The organism is Kosakonia sp. S57, assembly GCF_016516575.1.
Lineage (GTDB): Bacteria > Pseudomonadota > Gammaproteobacteria > Enterobacterales > Enterobacteriaceae > Kosakonia > Kosakonia cowanii.
The window spans coordinates 290370-307665 of sequence record NZ_JACVUL010000001.1 but is presented as its reverse complement, the minus strand read 5'-3'; the positions used below and the strand labels follow the sequence as shown (position 1 = coordinate 307665).

18 protein-coding genes are annotated in these 17296 nt (G+C 51.4%); 12 read left to right on the top strand and 6 right to left on the bottom strand.

Annotated elements, in window-relative coordinates; genetic code table 11:
• Positions 1 to 12 precede the first annotated feature (12 nt).
• The 4 genes from IAE48_RS01575 (at position 13) to IAE48_RS01560 (ending at position 4019) form a co-directional block, all read left to right on the top strand.
• Positions 13 to 1998, top strand: coding sequence for an FUSC family protein (locus IAE48_RS01575; RefSeq protein WP_233631361.1), 1986 nt, complete (start codon positions 13 to 15; stop codon positions 1996 to 1998).
• Positions 1991 to 2206 (top strand): DUF1656 domain-containing protein, encoded by a 216-nt coding sequence (locus tag IAE48_RS01570; protein WP_042712952.1) that lies wholly within the window; start codon positions 1991 to 1993, stop codon positions 2204 to 2206. Before IAE48_RS01575 ends, IAE48_RS01570 begins: the two co-directional genes overlap by 8 nt.
• Positions 2203 to 3066, top strand: a complete 864-nt coding sequence (locus tag IAE48_RS01565; protein ID WP_200133241.1) for an HlyD family secretion protein — start codon at positions 2203 to 2205, stop codon at positions 3064 to 3066. Before IAE48_RS01570 ends, IAE48_RS01565 begins: the two co-directional genes overlap by 4 nt.
• A gap of 95 nt (positions 3067 to 3161) precedes the next feature.
• Positions 3162 to 4019 carry an erythromycin esterase family protein gene (locus IAE48_RS01560; protein WP_200133240.1) on the top strand — a complete coding sequence of 286 codons (858 nt, stop codon included), beginning with the start codon at positions 3162 to 3164 and terminating at the stop codon, positions 4017 to 4019.
• A 65-nt stretch (positions 4020 to 4084) separates the two neighbouring features.
• Here the strand turns inward: IAE48_RS01560 and IAE48_RS01555 are convergent, their stop codons facing one another.
• On the bottom strand, positions 4085 to 4990 hold the full coding sequence (locus IAE48_RS01555; protein ID WP_200133239.1) for a LysR family transcriptional regulator: 906 nt from the start codon (positions 4988 to 4990) through the stop codon (positions 4085 to 4087).
• 98 nt (positions 4991 to 5088) lie between these two features.
• On the opposite strand from IAE48_RS01555, the gene IAE48_RS01550 reads away from it, so the two are divergent.
• The 3 genes from IAE48_RS01550 (at position 5089) to IAE48_RS01540 (ending at position 8341) form a co-directional block, all read left to right on the top strand.
• Positions 5089 to 5637, top strand: coding sequence for a GNAT family N-acetyltransferase (locus tag IAE48_RS01550; RefSeq protein ID WP_200133238.1), 549 nt, complete (start codon positions 5089 to 5091; stop codon positions 5635 to 5637).
• 114 nt (positions 5638 to 5751) lie between these two features.
• Entirely contained in the window at positions 5752 to 6273 is a 522-nt protein-coding gene (locus IAE48_RS01545) for a GNAT family N-acetyltransferase (RefSeq protein WP_200133237.1), read from the top strand.
• 169 nt (positions 6274 to 6442) lie between these two features.
• Entirely contained in the window at positions 6443 to 8341 is a 1899-nt protein-coding gene (locus IAE48_RS01540) for a methyl-accepting chemotaxis protein (RefSeq protein WP_200133236.1), read from the top strand.
• A gap of 283 nt (positions 8342 to 8624) precedes the next feature.
• On the opposite strand, the gene IAE48_RS01535 is transcribed toward IAE48_RS01540, so the two are convergent.
• Positions 8625 to 9905, bottom strand: a complete 1281-nt coding sequence (locus IAE48_RS01535; RefSeq protein ID WP_200133235.1) for a RelA/SpoT domain-containing protein — start codon at positions 9903 to 9905, stop codon at positions 8625 to 8627.
• A gap of 297 nt (positions 9906 to 10202) precedes the next feature.
• The gene (locus tag IAE48_RS01530) at positions 10203 to 11183 is read right to left on the bottom strand and encodes a DUF4238 domain-containing protein (protein ID WP_200133234.1); all 981 of its coding nucleotides are present in this window, start codon (positions 11181 to 11183) and stop codon (positions 10203 to 10205) included.
• Positions 11184 to 11546: 363 nt separating this feature from the next.
• Between IAE48_RS01530 and IAE48_RS01525 the strand changes: the two genes are divergently transcribed.
• The 4 genes from IAE48_RS01525 (at position 11547) to IAE48_RS01510 (ending at position 14074) form a co-directional block, all read left to right on the top strand.
• The gene (locus tag IAE48_RS01525; protein ID WP_200133233.1) at positions 11547 to 12038 is read left to right on the top strand and encodes a GNAT family N-acetyltransferase; all 492 of its coding nucleotides are present in this window, start codon (positions 11547 to 11549) and stop codon (positions 12036 to 12038) included.
• 287 nt (positions 12039 to 12325) lie between these two features.
• Complete coding sequence (locus IAE48_RS01520) at positions 12326 to 12691, top strand: hypothetical protein (protein WP_200133232.1); 366 nt, start codon at positions 12326 to 12328, stop codon at positions 12689 to 12691.
• A 279-nt stretch (positions 12692 to 12970) separates the two neighbouring features.
• On the top strand, positions 12971 to 13537 hold the full coding sequence (locus tag IAE48_RS01515; RefSeq protein WP_200133231.1) for a TetR/AcrR family transcriptional regulator: 567 nt from the start codon (positions 12971 to 12973) through the stop codon (positions 13535 to 13537).
• Positions 13538 to 13597: 60 nt separating this feature from the next.
• Positions 13598 to 14074, top strand: coding sequence for a nuclear transport factor 2 family protein (locus IAE48_RS01510; protein WP_042712975.1), 477 nt, complete (start codon positions 13598 to 13600; stop codon positions 14072 to 14074).
• 66 nt (positions 14075 to 14140) lie between these two features.
• Here IAE48_RS01510 and cynS read toward each other — a convergent pair whose 3' ends face one another.
• Positions 14141 to 14611 (bottom strand): cyanase, encoded by a 471-nt coding sequence (gene cynS, locus IAE48_RS01505; protein ID WP_076769715.1) that lies wholly within the window; start codon positions 14609 to 14611, stop codon positions 14141 to 14143.
• Positions 14612 to 14637: 26 nt separating this feature from the next.
• Positions 14638 to 15291, bottom strand: a complete 654-nt coding sequence (locus IAE48_RS01500) for a carbonic anhydrase (RefSeq protein WP_200133230.1) — start codon at positions 15289 to 15291, stop codon at positions 14638 to 14640.
• Between the two features lie 109 nt (positions 15292 to 15400).
• On the opposite strand from IAE48_RS01500, the gene cynR reads away from it, so the two are divergent.
• Positions 15401 to 16288 (top strand): transcriptional regulator CynR, encoded by an 888-nt coding sequence (gene cynR, locus IAE48_RS01495; RefSeq protein ID WP_200133291.1) that lies wholly within the window; start codon positions 15401 to 15403, stop codon positions 16286 to 16288.
• A gap of 86 nt (positions 16289 to 16374) precedes the next feature.
• Here cynR and IAE48_RS01490 read toward each other — a convergent pair whose 3' ends face one another.
• Complete coding sequence (locus IAE48_RS01490) at positions 16375 to 17211, bottom strand: MipA/OmpV family protein (protein ID WP_200133229.1); 837 nt, start codon at positions 17209 to 17211, stop codon at positions 16375 to 16377.
• Positions 17212 to 17296 lie beyond the last annotated feature (85 nt).

Here is a 17296-nt window from a genome sequence, read left to right as displayed (position 1 = left end):
CTGATAAGCCGCATGTCGGGCCGCAGGCTTGCATCGACGCTGCTGAACGATGCCCACGCCATGCTCTACTCCGTCAGGAGCTTTGCCGCCGCGATGCTGGCCTGGTACGTTGCCCTGTCGATCGGGCTTGAGCGACCCTCCTGGGCAATCATCACCGTCTATATTGTTTCGCAAACCTCGGTGGGCGCGTCCCTAAGCCGCAGCCTCTATCGTCTGGCAGGCACCGTCGTGGGGGCAGGGGCGACGGTGTTGATTGTGCCGACATGTGTGAACATGCCCATTTTATGTAGCGTGATGCTGACCGGCTGGATCACCTTCTGCCTCTGTTTATCCCTGCTGGAACGCACGCCCCGCGCCTATGCCTTTGTGCTGGCCGGCTACACCGCAAGCCTGATTGGTTTCCCCGCCGTCTCCGATCCTGGCTCGGTGTTTAACATCGCCATCATTCGGGTGCAGGAGATCACCATCGGCATTCTTTGCGCCGCGCTGATCCACCGATACGTTTTTCCGCGCCGGATCTCAGGGCTGTTCAACACCACATTAGCGCAGACCCTGCACTCGGCGCGCCAGCGTATCGCCGACACCTTGTCAGGCAAGCCCGATGCGCAGTCAGGGCCGCTGCATCTGGCGCTGGACCTGCAATTTCTACAGGGCATCAGCCACCATATTCCCTATGATTTTGCCCTTTCGGTGCCGGTGCGCCAGGCAAGGAAAGCCCTGCACGACAGGCTGGCGCGGCTGGTCATCGTTAACGGTGAATTACGCGATCGCGTGCAGATGATTGCCGATATGCCAGCCGATATTCAGTTGCTTCTGGATGACGTTCAGGCCTGGCTTATCTGCGACGCTGCCGGGCAACGTAAAAGCACGGCAGAGGCGCTACGAAAACGCAGCGCCCGGTTGGCGCAGCGGCGCGCGGCGCAGATAAAGACATTTGAGGAGGCGCTGGTGGTGAATATGATCCGCTATATCACGGAGTCTATAACCCTCATACACGAGTGTGAGCATCTTTCTACCGCCATCCATCACGCCAGGCCAGTGCCTGCGCCGACAGAAAACTACGCACTGAAAGGGTATGTTTTTCATCGCGATCCGCTTACGGCCGCCCGCACGGCGCTGGGCGCCTTTGTCATCATCCTGAGCGGCTGTCTGGTATGGATTTACTCAGCCTGGCCAGAGGGCGGTACGGCGGTCTCTATCCTTGGAGTGTGCTGCACGCTGTTTGGCAGCTTCGACGCGCCAGCACCCCATCTTGTGAAATATATTATCGGCTCCATCTGGGGCGTATTGATAAGCCTGATCTATAGCTTTCTCCTGCTTCCCCAAATCAGCGATTTCGCCGTACTGGTTGCGGTGTTTGCGCCGGTCTATCTGCTGGCCGGGTCACTGCAGGCGCGGCCACCCACCACCTTTATGGCAATGGGCATCACGCTGACGCTGCCGGTGTTATGCGAACTGGGGGCGCACTACAGCGGTGACTTCGCCGTCGCGGCGAATACCGCAATCGCGCTCTTTATAGCGACCGGCTTTGCATTTATCAGCATGAGCCTGCTGCAAACCGTGCAGGCAGACGCCGCGATAAGTCGTTTGCTGAAGCTCTGCCAGCGCGATATTCGCCGCAGCGTGAGCGGGGTGGTGACCAGCGATGAGGCGCACTGGATCAACCTGATGATTGATCGGGCCGCGCTGCTGATCCCGCGCCTGTCGCGCAGCGGGGCGTCATCAGCACGGGCGCTCGATCATCTGTTGCACTTTCTGCGCATCGGTCTTTCTGTCCGCCACCTGCGCCGCGGCGATTCGCCTGTGAGATGTGAGATCAACGAAGTGCTGTATCGCCTAACCCGCACAACTGAAACCGAAGCCTTGCGTGAGCGCATCGTCGCGATCGCAGGCCGCTGCTTGCGTGCAACTGATGAGCCATCGCGCCAGTTTGTCGACAAGCTGGTTGATCTGCACTGCGCGTTACGCGCGCAGGACGAGGAGTCCGCCAATGATTAATGACATTAATATCGGGGGCGTTTTTATCCCCGGATTGCTGGTAACGGCGCTTATCGCGCTGGTCTGCACGTTGCTGCTCGTGCCGCTACTTTGCTACAGCAGGCTTTACCGCCGTTTGCCGTTTCGCCCGTTGCTCGATCTCTCAAGCTATATCGTTACCTTTTTCCTGCTGTTGCAGGGCCTGACCACCCTGGGGTTACTCGTATGAAATCTTTACTCTCTTTACTGGGACGCTATGTGGTGACGCTGAGTGCTGTCGCGGTGGCAACGCTTGTGGCGTTTATCCTCTGGAAACATTACGCACAGACGCCGTGGACGCGCGACGGGCGGGTGCGTGCAGATGTGGTGCAGATTGCGCCGGATGTCTCCGGGCCGGTAAGCAGTGTGATGGTGCGTGATAATCAGTGGGTTAACCGGGGCGATACTCTCTATGTTATCGATCCGCACTGGCTGAAGCTGAGTGTGCTCAGCGCGCAGGCCGACGTTGAGGCAAAACGTCATGAGATGCTGATGCGCCAGGATGCGGCGCGCCGACGTGCACAAATCAAAGAGGTCATTTCCGGCGAGGATATCCAGCAGACACGCAGCGCGGCAAGTGTCGCGGTGGCTAATTATCAGGGCGCGCTGGCTGCGCTGGAGCTGGCGCAACTGAATTTATCCCATGCCACCGTTCGCTCGCCGGTGGCAGGTTATGTCACGCATCTGCGGCTCCGCCCTGGCGACTATGCCACGGCGGGGGAGACAAAAGTCGCCATTGTTGATGCGCACAGTTTCTGGGTGGTCGGTTATTTTGAAGAGACCCGGCTGCGACATATCCAGGTTGGCAACCGTGCGCAGGTTTCGCTGATGGGGTATGACGCGATGATTAGCGGACACGTGGAGAGTATCGGGCGTGGGATCGGCGACAGCAATGACGAAACCGGCGGGCTGGGGCTGCCGGAGGTTAACCCGACCTTTAACTGGGTGCGGCTTGCGCAGCGGGTACCTGTGCGTATCCAGTTAGACAAGATCCCTGAGGGCGTAGTGTTAGTGGCCGGGCTATCCGCCAGCGTCGCTATCGCGCCTTAAACGGCATTTGCGTCCCAGGCGAGCATGGCGGACGACACCGCCGCCTCATAACGTTAAGGTTAGAGCGTGAATATCCCGGAAGGAGACGCATTCTGATGATCAGAACCACGGATTATGCACTTAACGAGCAACGGCTTTTTCGCGACAAACAGTTTATCTTTTTGGGCGAGTCCATCCATGGTGTAGCGGAATTTATGCAGTTAAGAGAGGAGATCGCGGCGTGCTATTTTGACCACGCCGCGGTGTTGATATTTGAGGCTGACAGTACAGGGATGCTGTTTTCTCATCAACACAACGAATCTGCCTTGGGCAGACTGAAGAATTTCCCCAAAATATTACGCACTCAGGAAACCGTAAGCTTACTGGCATGGGCTATCTCAAGGGATATTCCCTGTCTGGGCATCGACCCCATTCCTCGCAGACCTTTAACCGATTTCACCCAGCAGTGGCACGCAATCCGGCACCGGGAAACAGATGACTATTCCAGCGCCAAATCAGCGGGCACGCTTTTTGCCTGGCGTGACGCAACCATGGCTGAAAAGTTAATCGCCTTAACCTCAGCCTACCCCCGGCAGCGGATGCTGATCATGCTGCATAACCTGCATATAAAACGAGCCGGGAGCCGGGAGGGAGCAGCATTAAAGCTGAAATCTGTACGAGAATATTTCGAAGAGGTTTTTCCCGGGCAAAGTCACTCTGTGGCTCAGCTTGCCCGCAGTGGCAGCGCCTTACACAATGATTTATCCCCCTTTCGTTTTCACATTACCGACCCACACTCCGCAGAGTCTCTGTGCGGTGATGCTGCCTGTACTCTGCTTACCGCGGCAGAAATACCGGCTACCTGCACCGCATGGCACCATGCCTTTGAGCGTGAATCCGTGACGGCTAAACATCAGTACGAGGGCTGTTTTATCTTCAACGCCGTGCGTTCGCCAGTGATAGTTTCCTCGTAACATCCCCTCACCATCTCTGCCGTATGCCAGCAAGCGTGCAAGGGCCGCATCAATCAGCCTGATATTTATCTGCTCTCCTCGTTAAGCAGGGTTTCGTTGAGCTTTTTCAGCACTTCGTTCATTCCCCTGTTGACGATCCTGTCTTCACGCATAACGGTGCCGAGCGTCCGCTGAAGCGGGGGTGTCAGCGGGTATACGCTGAGTCCTTCACACTCTTCAGGGGCTGCCACGGCGATGCGGGGAACGATGCTGTAACCCAGCCCGGATCGCACCATTCGTTTGATCGCTTCGATACTGCCAAGCTCCATCACCGGGCTGGCAAGCTGGCCTGCGTGCCGGAACCATTCGTTAATCAGCGCGCGCGTTCCGCTTCCTGATTCAAAAATAATCAGCGGCAGCGATAAGAGCTCGTCAGGAGAAAGCGCTTTCATCGATCGCGCGGATAAATCCTCCTCCATGATGACCACAAACTCATCCCTGTAGAGTGGATTAACGCTCACGCTTTTGCCTGCAGCTGGCAGTGTGACCAAGCCGATATCGATCCGGTTCTCCTCGACGCCGCGGACAATCTCTGAGGTGTTGCCGGTGCGCACATTCACTTTCAGCAGCGGATGCGTCTGGCGTAGCTGCTGCAATATCGGCGGCAAAAGATGGATGCAGGCCGTTGCGCCTGTGCCAACGGTGACGGTGCCAGTGATCTCATCTGAATGTAGCGAGACTGCTTCCACCGCAGTGGTTACCGCTGCCGCTATTTTATGGCTGTGCTCACAAAGCGTTATGCCAGCCGCCGTGGGTTTGATTCCCCGGCCGGTTCGCTCAATAAGCCGCACCTGCAGCATCTGCTCCAGCTGTCTTATTTGCAGGCTGACAGCGGGCTGCGACAGGCCAAGCTCCTCCGCTGCTTTGGAGAAACTGCCCCGGCTGATGACCAGTCTGAAGGTGGCCAGATGGTCGAGGTTAAGGTTTGTCATGTCAAAGTTTTCCTTATGCTGCTGATAAGCCCGGTGGCCTGTCTGAAATGATCGCCAGCGGATAGTCTCTTTCTCAGACGCAATAAGGAGCCGTACTGATGGAAATTATTCAGGCAGAAGAACGACATATCCCGGCTATACAACAAATTTATGCATACCACGTATTACACGGCTGCGCCACGTTTGAAACCCAACCGCCCGACGAAGCTGAAATGGCATTCCGCCTGAAGAGGTTGCAGGCCGCAGGGCTGCCCTGGTTTGTTGCTATTGTGGATGGCCACGTGCGCGGTTACTGCTATCTGGCGCGCTACCGCGAAAGGCATGCCTACCGGTTTACCCTCGAAGATTCGGTCTATATCGATGCCGACTGTCAGGGGCGGGGCATCGGCAAAAAACTGCTCTCGCGTGCGCTGGCATGGGCCGAAGCGAGCGGTTTTCGCCAGCTCGTCGCCGTGGTGGGTAATAGCGAAAACGCCGCCTCACTTGCCCTGCATCACGGGGCGGGATTTATGCTTACCGGCACACTCAGATCGGTGGGATTTAAACATGGGCGTTGGCTCGATACCGTCATGATGCAACGCACCCTCGGGCAGGGGGAGAGCACGCTGCCGGAGATGGCTGAAAGATCCGGACATCCTGCGTACTGATGCAGTCGGCTGGAGATCAGCAGAGGTTGTTGTTGCTGATATGTTAATTCATTGTGGGTGTTTCGTTTTTGGTGATAACGTAGCCACATCATAAAACCCGCATAAGGGGTAACCGTGGCACACCAGCAAGCACCTTACATTGAAACAGAACGCCTGATTTTAAAGCAGTTTACCCTCGATGATTTTCCGGCGCTCCAGGCGTGCTGGTCGACCCCGGAAATGGCAAAAATAAGCGGTGGCGAGATCCCGACGGCAGAGATGGTCTGGGCTCGTTTATTACGTTATATCGGGCACTGGCAGGCGTTAGGGTATGGCTACTGGGCGGTGTTTGAAAAAGCAACGAACCAGTATGCCGGTGCGTTTGGCTTTCAGGATGCGCATCGCGATACCACGCCGAAGCTGGCATACCCGGAAGCGGGATGGACACTGATTCCGGAAGTCCGTGGTAAAGGCTATGCCTCTGAAGCGCTGGCAGCAATTTTACTGTGGGCAGATGAGACCTTCGCTTCGCCTGTCTGCTGCATCATTGCTGAAGAAAACCAACGCTCAAACTATTTAGCCGAGCGTTTCGGCTTCGAGTTTCAACATTATGTGAGTTATCGCAGTAAGCAGGTGCGGCTTCTGGTTCGCGGCTAAACTCTTAAAGCGCATTTATAAAATGTGATCGACATAACATTTTTTCCTCAAAAAAAAGTTTGTCCGATTAAATGTGCTTCGAAATGAAATAGTGGCGCCGGGTGAGTTAAAGCATTTCAACGGAATGTCGATATTAGATCGAATAACAACCCCAATGAGTGCCGCTAATATGACATGGAAAAATACCCAGGGCCGAATAGGCCTGTTACTTATAAGCTTTTTCGTTATCTTATTGATCGTTACCTATATTGTTATCAAGCTATTCGTTTCTCCGCAGATTATTGAAACCGAAACCAAAAATATTCAGGCGACGGTTGAATTACAAAGTAATGCCATTAAAGAGCAGATGAACCGGGTTAAGGCTCAGCAGCGCTCAATTACTGAACTGGTTGTCGGTCTGCAAAGCGAGCAAATCGACGCATTATTACCGCATCTGGTTAACCAGTATGGGGATCTCAACGTATTCGGCGGTGGGATTTGGCCTCTGCCTGGTCAGCGCGATCCGGCGCGGGACAAATTCAGTACTTTCTATGCCCGCGACAGCGGCGGCAATCTGCAAGTCAACACCGTATGGAACCAGCCGGAATCGGCTAAATACTGGGAGCAACCCTGGTATAAAGACGGTATGAATGCGCCAAAAGGCGAGTGTGCATGGGCGAAAGCCTACCAGGATGCGGCCAGCCCACAGCCCCGCACTAACTGTGCCATGGCGATCTGGAAAGATGGCAAAGTCTGGGGCGTGGCGACTATTGACGTGACGCTGGGCTTCTTTAACCAACTGGCTGTCGACATGGGCAAAGCGGTCAATGGCAGCGTGCTGATTGTTGAAGCGGACGGCAAAATCGTCGGCAATGGATCTTCCGTACAGGATAAGCCCGCGCTCTCAAATGTCCGCGATCTCGGTATTCCGGCGGCATCGCCGTTAATGAGCCTGTTAGGCCGGGGTAAAACAACGGAAGTGCGCGGAAGTTATGACGGTGAAGACGGCGCGCATTCGCTGTTCGTTCTGCCTATTAGCGGCAGCCCGTGGTTTATGGCGGTTGATATTCCGAGCAGCCAGCTGGTGAGTATTTCTGACGCCATTATGACCAAGCTCACCATCGTACAGGCGATTATTGGACTTCTTATCGTCGTGATCATGATGATTATTGTGCGCAATATTTTCCACAATGTGACGTTGCTCAACCGTAATATTGAAGCGCTCTCCAGCGGCGGCGCGGATTTAACGCAGCGTCTTGCGCAAAGTAAGAGCCCGGAATTTAATGCCATTATTAACAACTTCAATAAGTTTATTTCATTCCTTAATGAACTGATGCAGCAGGTCGGGAGCAGCACGCTGGCGATCTCGTCCGCTTCGCGCCAGATTGCCAGCGGTAACCTTAACCTCTCTTCGCGCACCGAAGATCAATCGGCATCGATTGTGGAAACGGCAGCGTCGATGGAAGAGTTGACCAGCACCGTGCGCCTTAACGCAGAGAACGCGTTGCAGGCGAACAAGCTGGCGGAAGAGGTTTCAGCGGCGGCAAAACAGGGGGCCAGCGTGGTCAACAAAGTTGTCTCCACGATGAACAGCATTAATGACTCCTCCGCTAAAGTGGTGGACATCATCAGTGTGATTGATGGCATCGCCTTCCAGACCAACATCCTGGCGCTTAACGCCGCTGTAGAGGCAGCCAGGGCGGGCGAGCACGGCCGTGGGTTTGCTGTGGTGGCCGGTGAAGTTCGTTCCCTGGCGCAGCGCAGTGCCCGCTCGGCTCAGGAGATCAAAAAACTGATTGAAGAGTCGGTGAGCAGCATTGAGCAGGGCAGCGGGCAGGTTCGTCTGGCCGGGGCAACAATGGACGGCCTGATGGAGAAAGTAGAGGGCGTGGGCGTGCTGATCTCAGAAATCAGCTCTTCCAGCGATGAACAGAGTCGCGGGATTGCCCAGATCAATATCGCCATCAACCAACTCGATAGCGCCACGCAGCAGAATGCGGCGCTGGTGGAAGAGGTGGCGGCCGCCGCGCAATCGATGGAAGAGCAGACCGTCCAGCTCGAAAACGTGGTTGGCAGCTTTAAGCTCTGACATACATAAAAGCCGGCCCTGCGGGGTCGGCTTTTTTCTCTCTTGCGTCTATCGCTTATGCTTTTCGTCGATGCTCGCTTCGCACTTCCCAGGTGAAAGATATCCCTTCGTATTTCTGCTTTTTACTAAACGGTTAATCGCCGCGGATTCGGTGGTTATTGTTAGTTTTGCAGGAGATGGACAAGGTCGGTTCTGTGCCAGGGGCGGAAGTTTAAGCACTTTAGCCTAAAGAGAAAATACATCCACCAATGCAAAATTGATGGATGTATATGATGGGCAATGGTTATTTTGTTTTTGCCACAAATGAAAACAAGTATTCACCCTCCTCTACATATCCCAGTTTTTCGTTAAAAACGTGAGCATTAAAATCGCTCACTTTCCCCACTCCTGTTTTTATTTTTAAATCTTCTGGCTTTGTCTTTTTTGCAGTCGTCTCGATGATATTTACGCTTACCTCAGGTATTGTTTGGAATGCAGGATTGAAGTGACCTGCAAATGATGCGAAATTGTTAGGTCTCATTACTTGAATCTTGATGGTTCCCTCATGGGTACCATTCTTGTTTATTTTGCTATCCTGAGCGATAACTTTTAAAACAGGATTTTTTTGCCCATTTAACCTTATCTCTTCGTATGACTGGGATTTTAATGCTGACCTTAAACTCATTAACTCATTACTCTGTATATCTATGAGTTCTTTATACGCCCTCTTTATTTCATCGATGTTGTCTTTATTAGCGGATAACTCTTGGATTTCAGAATCAAGTCTTTCTTTCTCAGAAAAAAAATATTGCTCCTTCAAATATCTATCACTTTCCAGCTCATTGTTTTTTCTAATCAATTCTACAAGATCATTAACGTAACTACCCATTTCATCAGCGCTTCCAGCCAACCGATTAAATATTGTCAAGTAGCTCATCAAGTTTTCGTCATCAGAATAATCAGGGTATCTTACCTGATGATCTATCTCACTCCAACCCTCCTCAAAAATAGTTCTTGTTTGTATTTCGCAATAAACTTGAACAGACTGGATATTTGTAGCTGGCACAACATAGTGGATTGAACGGTAATTATGTTTATGAATCTCTTTTTTACATTCAGGATGCTCATCATAAATCTTCATAATGTCACCATCTCGGTGGTAAATCATTACTGGTTCGTCTTTTTTTATTGTCCACCGTGATAAAATATGCTCATGAACTTCTTTCCAGTCACTTTTGAAGAGATAAATAGCTCTGACACCTATAAGATCAGTAATTATCGTTTTATAATTACCGGAATTTATTTCTTTGTATTTTTCAGATGGATTATCTTCCGTCAGCTTTCTAATTATTTTATTTAATAGATGGGCGGTGTTTTTAATTCGCCAACGAACGGAATGTCCAGCATTGCAGCGTTGGATTTTTTTTGCGATATATTCAGCCTCGTCCAGCAAAGTAAGCTGATTGTCTTTATAGTCTTGTGCGATTGATTTCAAATTATTTATAGATAAACCACTCTTCTCGACTAAGTCTGAACTAAGTCCCATTTCTCGTAGAAAATTTAAATCATCGTTTGTAATGTCCATTTCTTGCTCCAAAAGATACTATACATAATGTTTCTTACAAAGCGGAATTTACGTAACCATCCCCTGAACCCTTTTTATAACAGTTACCTGCCAGATTGGCGAGTCAGATATCGGTAGACTGGTCACAATTTATGAATAGGTAATATCTAACTGCTATATAAGCGCCAGAAGTGAGTATTGCTGCATCACAATATGTTACCTTACCGTGAATAGGTCAGTCAGGTGATGAAGGGAGTGAGTTGTCAAAGCTACCACCCTCCATCAACAACAGCGAGTATTCTTTCTGTTAAAGTTGCTTCAGCCTTTAGTCTGTAAAGTAAAAGCTAAATAATATCGTTGATTGAATTCCTTCTTATATAACTTAACGGTTTCTTTGTTTCTGGAAAATATGGTTTTGCAAGATGAACGGGCTACTTTAGTATTGAGCATGTGTACTTCATCGTAACTTAGATGATTGCTCGAAAAATATTTCATCCCACTGGTATTTATTAATAGAGCTTTACTGGGTGATAATGGGTAATAATAATCAACAAATTCACCTTCACTTCCTTCTGGATTCAGATTTATTACTGGTTGATCAGATGTAATGAAGTCAATACTGGATTTGTTCTCAAGTAGAATGACTTTTCTGCAGCTGTTCAAGGACATGTCATAAGAAAGGTTTGTTGCCATAAATGAACACATAAACCACCAGTTTCTATTGTAAAAATCCCTTAAACGATCCCGGATGTGTGTTTGGCCAGGAATCTTATCTAGTGACAGAATTAATAATTGCTTCATTTTCTGTGTCCTGGAAAATTGATGCCCTAAAAAATAACAAAACCCATAGTAAGTGCCTTTATCATCCAAGGGTAACAAGTTTCCTGCTTTTAATTCACTCAAAATTTTTATGGCGCTCGATTCTTGCTCGGACAAATAATTTTCGAAAGCATTGCTCTGTATAATATCTTGTAAGTTTATTGCAAGTTTTGCATTAAGAGCAGGTGATAATAAGGAGACCATTTTCTGTGCTTCGAATATCATATTTACAAAATTCCAATGAAGTTCTTTTAAAGTCTCATTGCATTTGTTTGTGAAGAGAGCTATGAGTTCTTTGTCACTTTCCTTCAATATACCCATTTTGTAGAAATCTTTTTCAAGTCCCAGACCTCTGACACTGTCAGATGCAATGTTAGATTTCTTTGTGATGTAGTAAATGTTGGTTCCATCAAGTGTCCAATCCTGAAGGTAATGAGCCCATACATAATGATGTTTGGTTTTCTTCTCAAGAATTTTCATTGGATTCCTTTCGATGATAACGATAGTAAGTGATTTATAAACCATGTTACTGTTTTTGTCTTCGGTAACTTAGAGGTCTACTGGATTAACTTTTTGTTTTTCCAATCACTGAGCCACGCGCAGTATGACCCCATACCTGAGGGGGAAATCTCCCGCTTATCCCGACCATTCCCTTTTATAGATCCTCTGCGGTATGGCTGAGGGCGAACTTCCGTTCCTCGCTCATAGCGGACCCTATGACCTTGATTTCTGTCCACACTGTGCCAGAAGCGGAAGAAATCAGCTCATTCAATTGAGGTACGTGCTTTGATCTCGTATGTTTAAGTCTATAGAGATGCGGCTTACAAAATTTTGTGGAAGAGTATGAAAATTAAAATATGTGATTCGTCAGATATTCCTGCTCTGGCGAAAATTTTTGTAGAAATGGACACTTATTACTTTGGAAGTGAGGGGGCCAGCTATGACGAAATGTTATCTTATCTGACCCACCGGGTTTTCTCTGTCTACTCGGGCGTGACCGTCCTGGGGGCATGGAAAAACGGATCGCTTGTTGGATTTGCCACGTTCACCATGATGTTCCCTGCGCCAAAATGCTCCGGTCAGGCGTATATGAAAGATCTCTTCACATCAGCTGCAGTAAGAGGTCAGGGGGTAGGTAAATCACTTATGCGATTTATAGCTGCTTTTGCAGTTAAGCATGGCTGCACAAGATTTGACTGGACTGCTGAAACTACCAATCCGAAAGCAGCTGAGTTTTACTTATCCCTTGGGGCATCCCTGATAGAAGAAAAACAGTACTTTCGATTAGATCACAAGGATTTGGCTACGTTTTCAAAGCTGGATCCAAAACTCTGATACCCTTTTGGTCCGCATGACTTAGCACTGTGTTTAAGCTTTTTTTTTGGGGATCACAAACATAGCCTTTCGTCACGAATTGAATGTTCGCCTCTCACTCAAAGCTGACCTTCAGCTCAGTCACCGTGTCCGCATCGTGCCGAAAGCATTCGTTACAGATATCAGCCCTCTTGCTATAAAGTGATTGGTTTAATTGCTCACTTTACAAAGACGACCTAAGTTGATTAAAACCCTCAGGATTATGAGGACGCAGATGATTACCACAATGGAGTCATTAAAGGAGCATTATGCATTTTCAAACGTCTATTTTACTGGCTGGTATTTTTGCTTTAACCGGCTGCGTGGTGGCAGATATGGACTCGTCTAACTACACCTATGTTCCCTGGATACAGCTCTTTCAGAAAGTGGATTCAACGGGGCAGACAAATTTCCGGGAACGAAAAGAAGCGCTCTATAGCTGTGGTATTGATCGAAGCGAAAACCTGGATGATAAACACTGGAGTTTAAATACTCTGATGCCGAATGAGACGTCCGATGAACAGTCTGAGAGATTTGATCGGGTTATTGCCTGCATGAAACGTGAAGGCTACAAGGTGTATGGCTTTGATGAGTGCGGGCCATTAAAAAAGCCCACGGGTTTATGCCCTAACTAACGCGACTCTGGTTCAGCCGAGTTTTTATTCAGTGAACGGGTCATTAGCACGGAATATCTCTTTCCCGCTCAAAGCAGCCCTGACTTCTCTCTATGTCTCCAAAAAATCCCGCCGGAGCGTGAATATCCGCTCCGTACTTTCCCTGTGCATGAATAATTTATGGCAACCCGATTCTTTGCCATTGATTTAAAAGCCTTTTATTAATCTCTTCCCGCGAGCAGCAAAAAGCGTATACGTTATCGCTTGACCAAAGTAGAACGATCGTTCTACCATCAGCCCATGAACAAAAACATACCCAACACACGCGAGAAAATTCTCGCAACCGCTGAAGAGCTTATCTATCAGAACGGTATTCATGCCACCGGTATGGAGCTTCTGGTGAAGACGTCCGGCGTGGCGCGAAAAAGTATTTATCACCATTTCACCAACAAAGATGAGGTGGCTGCCGCGGCGCTGAATGCGCGTGATGTGCGCTGGATGGAGTGGTTCAGGCGTGAGTGCGACAAAGCGGAGACGCCGCGTGAACGCATCCTGAATATCTTTACCGTGCTTAAAAGCTGGTTCGAGTCGGAAGGCTATCGCGGCTGCGCGTTTATCAACACCGCAGGCGAAGTGGGGGATGCGGACGATCCGGTTCGTCAAATCGCCAGGCTGCACAAACAGAAACTGCTCGACTACCTGGTTGAACTTACCGGGCAGTTAAAACCGGATCAGCCATTACCGCTGGCGAGGCAGTTACTGATACTGATTGAAGGCGCCATCACCATGTCGCGCGTGATGGGCGATTACCGCGCCGCCGATGAGGCAAAAGATGTCGCTCAGCTATTACTAAAGCAGATCCCGTAGCCGGGACCTACGTTCCAAAAATCAAACACTCACCTGTCCACTTATGCTGGAGGCACCACCATGTCCGATTCACCTATCCGTCCGCCACTGCCACCGTTTACCCGCGAGTCAGCGCTTGAAAAAGTCAGGCTTGCTGAAGATGGCTGGAACAGCCGCGACGCCGAAAAAGTGTCGCTTGCTTACTCTCTGGATACCAAATGGCGCAACCGGGCGGAGTTTGCCAATAATCGTGAAGAGGCGAGAGCGTTTCTTGAGCGTAAGTGGAAAAAAGAGCTGGAGTACCGACTGATCAAGGAACTGTGGGCATTTGACGGTGACCGTATCGCTGTCCGCTATGCCTATGAGTGGCGCGATGACTCCGGGAACTGGTTCCGTTCTTACGGCAATGAAAACTGGGAGTTTGGCGAAGATGGGCTGATGCACCATCGCTACGCCTGTATCAATGACATGCCGATTAAAGAGAGCGAGCGTAAGTTCCACTGGCCGCTGGGACGTCGTCCGGACGATCATCCGGGATTATCCGCGCTGGGCCTGTAAGTCTTCGGGCATCCCTCGCAGGATGCCCGTCCATTTTTGGCTGGCAGAAGCCGCAGGCCTGGAGGATCAGAAAGGTTTGGTGGGAAGGTACTTGCCATCCAGCGTGATCACGGCGCGATGGCCTCCATCCGGATCGTCGACTTTTTTGATATCCAGCTTGAAGTTGATCGCACTGATCACACCATCGCCGAATTTCTCATGAACCAGCGCCTTCAGGGTCGGCCCGTAGACCGACATCATTTCATAGAAACGGTAGAGGGTCGGATCGCCGGGCACTTCGCCCCCAAAGCTTCCGCGAACCGGCACCGTTTGTAGTAGCGCAATTTCATCAGCATTCAGATCGAGCTTCTCGCCCACGACGCGCGCGGCACTCTGCGGAAGAGGGTGCTGGCCGAGCAACGCGGCAACAACGAAGGCTTCGGAAAGCCCAGTGCCATCAACGATCTCCGCATAGGAGAGGTTTTTGCGCGCCTTCGCCAGAATGATGGTTTCAGTAAGCACCTGGCGGGCGCTCTGGGTAACTTGAGTCTGGATCATTATTTCATCTCCTGTTGATAGGTATTTCAGGCAACACGCCTGGTACGTTGGGAAACAGCATGAACATCCGGGTTCTCCGCGAGGGAGACGAATTCCCGGCCGTTGAAGGCGTCAATGCGTCCGCTGCCGATGTCATATACCCAGCCATGCAGCGTGACGCGGCCCTCTTCAAGCGCGAGGCGAACAGAGGGGTGCGTCTGAATATTGGCAAGCTGCGCAATCACATTTTCACGCACCATCGCCGCGACTTTCGTCGGCCGATCCGCATGCTGCCTCGACTCATTCACGACCTTCGCTGAATCAGCGTATCGCAGCCAGCTGGCCACGGCGGGCATATGATCCAGACACTGACAGGTGGCAATTGCCGTCATTGCGCCGCAGTCGGAGTGGCCGCAGATCACAATGTCTGCGACCCTGAGGGCGGAAACGGCGTAATCCACGGAGGCGGTAACACCGCCCGGCTCGGGGCCATACGACGGCACAATGTTGCCAGCGTTGCGGATCACGAACAGATCGCCGGGTTCGCGTTGAGTGACCAGCTCCGGCACCAGCCTGCTGTCGGAGCAGGAAATAAACAGCGCCCTCGGGCTTTGCTGGGTGGCGAGATCCCGAAACAGCGTGATGCGCTCGGGAAACGCCTCCTGCTGGAACTTCAAAAAACCGTCAATGATCGCTTTCATTGTGCTTTCTCACTGTCGTTGGGTGTGGAGCAGAGAGTAAGCCGTGCGTTGTATAAGGTAAAAGACTCATTTATTATGAGGTTTATTAGATAATCTAATGGAGAGCATGATGCTCGCCCGCCATATTCACTATTTTCTTGCAGTTGCAGAGCACCTTAGCTTTACGAAAGCGGCAGCGGAGCTGCATGTCTCTCAGCCAGCGCTTTCGCAGCAGGTAAAGTTACTGGAGGAGAGTCTGGGCGCTCAGTTGTTTGATCGCTCAGGGCGCACGACACGTTTGACGGACAGCGGAAAGATCTATCTGCAATATGCCCGTCGCGCTTCGCAGGAGCTGCGTGAAGCCACGCGCGCCATTCATGAGGTGAGCGATCTCAGCCGCGGATCGTTACGCGTGGCGGTGACGCCAACTTTTACGACCTACCTTCTGGGGCCGCTGATTGAAGCCTTTCACGCCCGCTATCCAAAAATCACCCTCAGCGTGCAGGAGATCGCCCAGGAGCAAATCGAGGAGCGGCTTCTGGCAGGGGAGCTGGACGTGGGTATCGCTTTTGCGCCGGTGCACAGTCCCGATATTGAATCGGTGCCGTTGCTGGAGGAGACGCTTGCGCTGGTGGTCAGCCCCAGACACCCCTTGTCGAAAGAGAAACGTGTTGAGTTGCAAAGGCTTGGCGAAGAGTCGCTTGTGTTACTCAGTACCGAGTTCGCGACGCGCGAGCAGATCGATCGTTACTTTCGCAAGCATCACATCACTCCACAGGTGCTGATGGAAGCCAACGCCCTTGGCGCGGTGATTGAGATTGTCCGTTGGACGCCGCTATCAACGTTGCTGCCTGCGAAGACAGCGTTTGCCCAGGACGACCTGTTAGCCATCGCGCTTGAGCCCGAGCGGTTACAGCGTACGGCTGTTTTACTGGGGCGAAGAGATGGCTATCAAAGCTTCTCCGCCCGTGCCTTCACTGAAGTGGCAACAGAGGTTTCAGCCAGGCTAACTGACTGAAAAGAAGAACATTTATCGCTAACCCGGCGGATAGAATCTCTGTACTGTAACGCCAGATAACCGCCAGCCGCCGGGGCGAATATTCATCAGAAGCGATATGTCACAGTCAGGCTTCCGGTGGGGGACGCTTTGCGTTGCACAATGGGGCTATTACGCGCATCACCCGCCAGCTGCGTATAGCCTGCATCGGCGACCACGCTCCAGCGTTCGGTGAAGTTGTGCGTCCAGTCGAGATTGAGTGACCAGGCATAGATCCCCGAACCGGCGGTGTATTGCGTAAAACCCGATGCGGCCGACTGCGTGGCACTGACCCCGTAGTAAGTCTGCATATAATCATTTGTCCCCCAGCTGCTGGTTAGCCCCAGCGTCACGCTATTTTTCGGCGAGTGATAAAGCGGGCTGACGATACCGAAATGCAGCACCGCGCCGTTATCGCGCTGGGAAAAGGGCACCTCAGCCTGCAACTGCGCACTCAGCCAGTTGGTCAATTTATACCCGAGGCCCACCACACCGAGCGCCGAGCCTTTTACATTGCCCATTCCGCGCAAGTGGTCGCTGCCGTCGCTCATGGTATCGCTGTCTACATTGTGATCTTTACGGCCGGTGCGATAGCTCAGCGCCGCGCTGTAATCGACGTTGCCAAGGCTGTTGCCATAACCGAGGCCGCGCGTCGAGCTGGCGAAGAAGCCATTACGCATTGAGTAATCGAGCACCAGCGCCGTCGAGACGCGGTTTTCATCGGAACCGGAATAGCGCGGCGCGACACCCACGCTGCCCCCCAGCGTTAAGGTGGTACCCTGGGGCGGTTCTGCCGCCAGTGTTGGAGTGGCGAGCAACGCCAGCAGCGCGCCCGGCACGATGTTTTTCAGCGGGCGTCCCGGGAATGCAGGGAGGAACTTACGACGCGGTTCGGGGTTTCTCATTAAATACGTCCTTATGGAGTCATCTGATTACGAGTCACGCCTAGTTTGCAAACCCACCCTAAAGTTCTCATGAGCCGAAAATGAA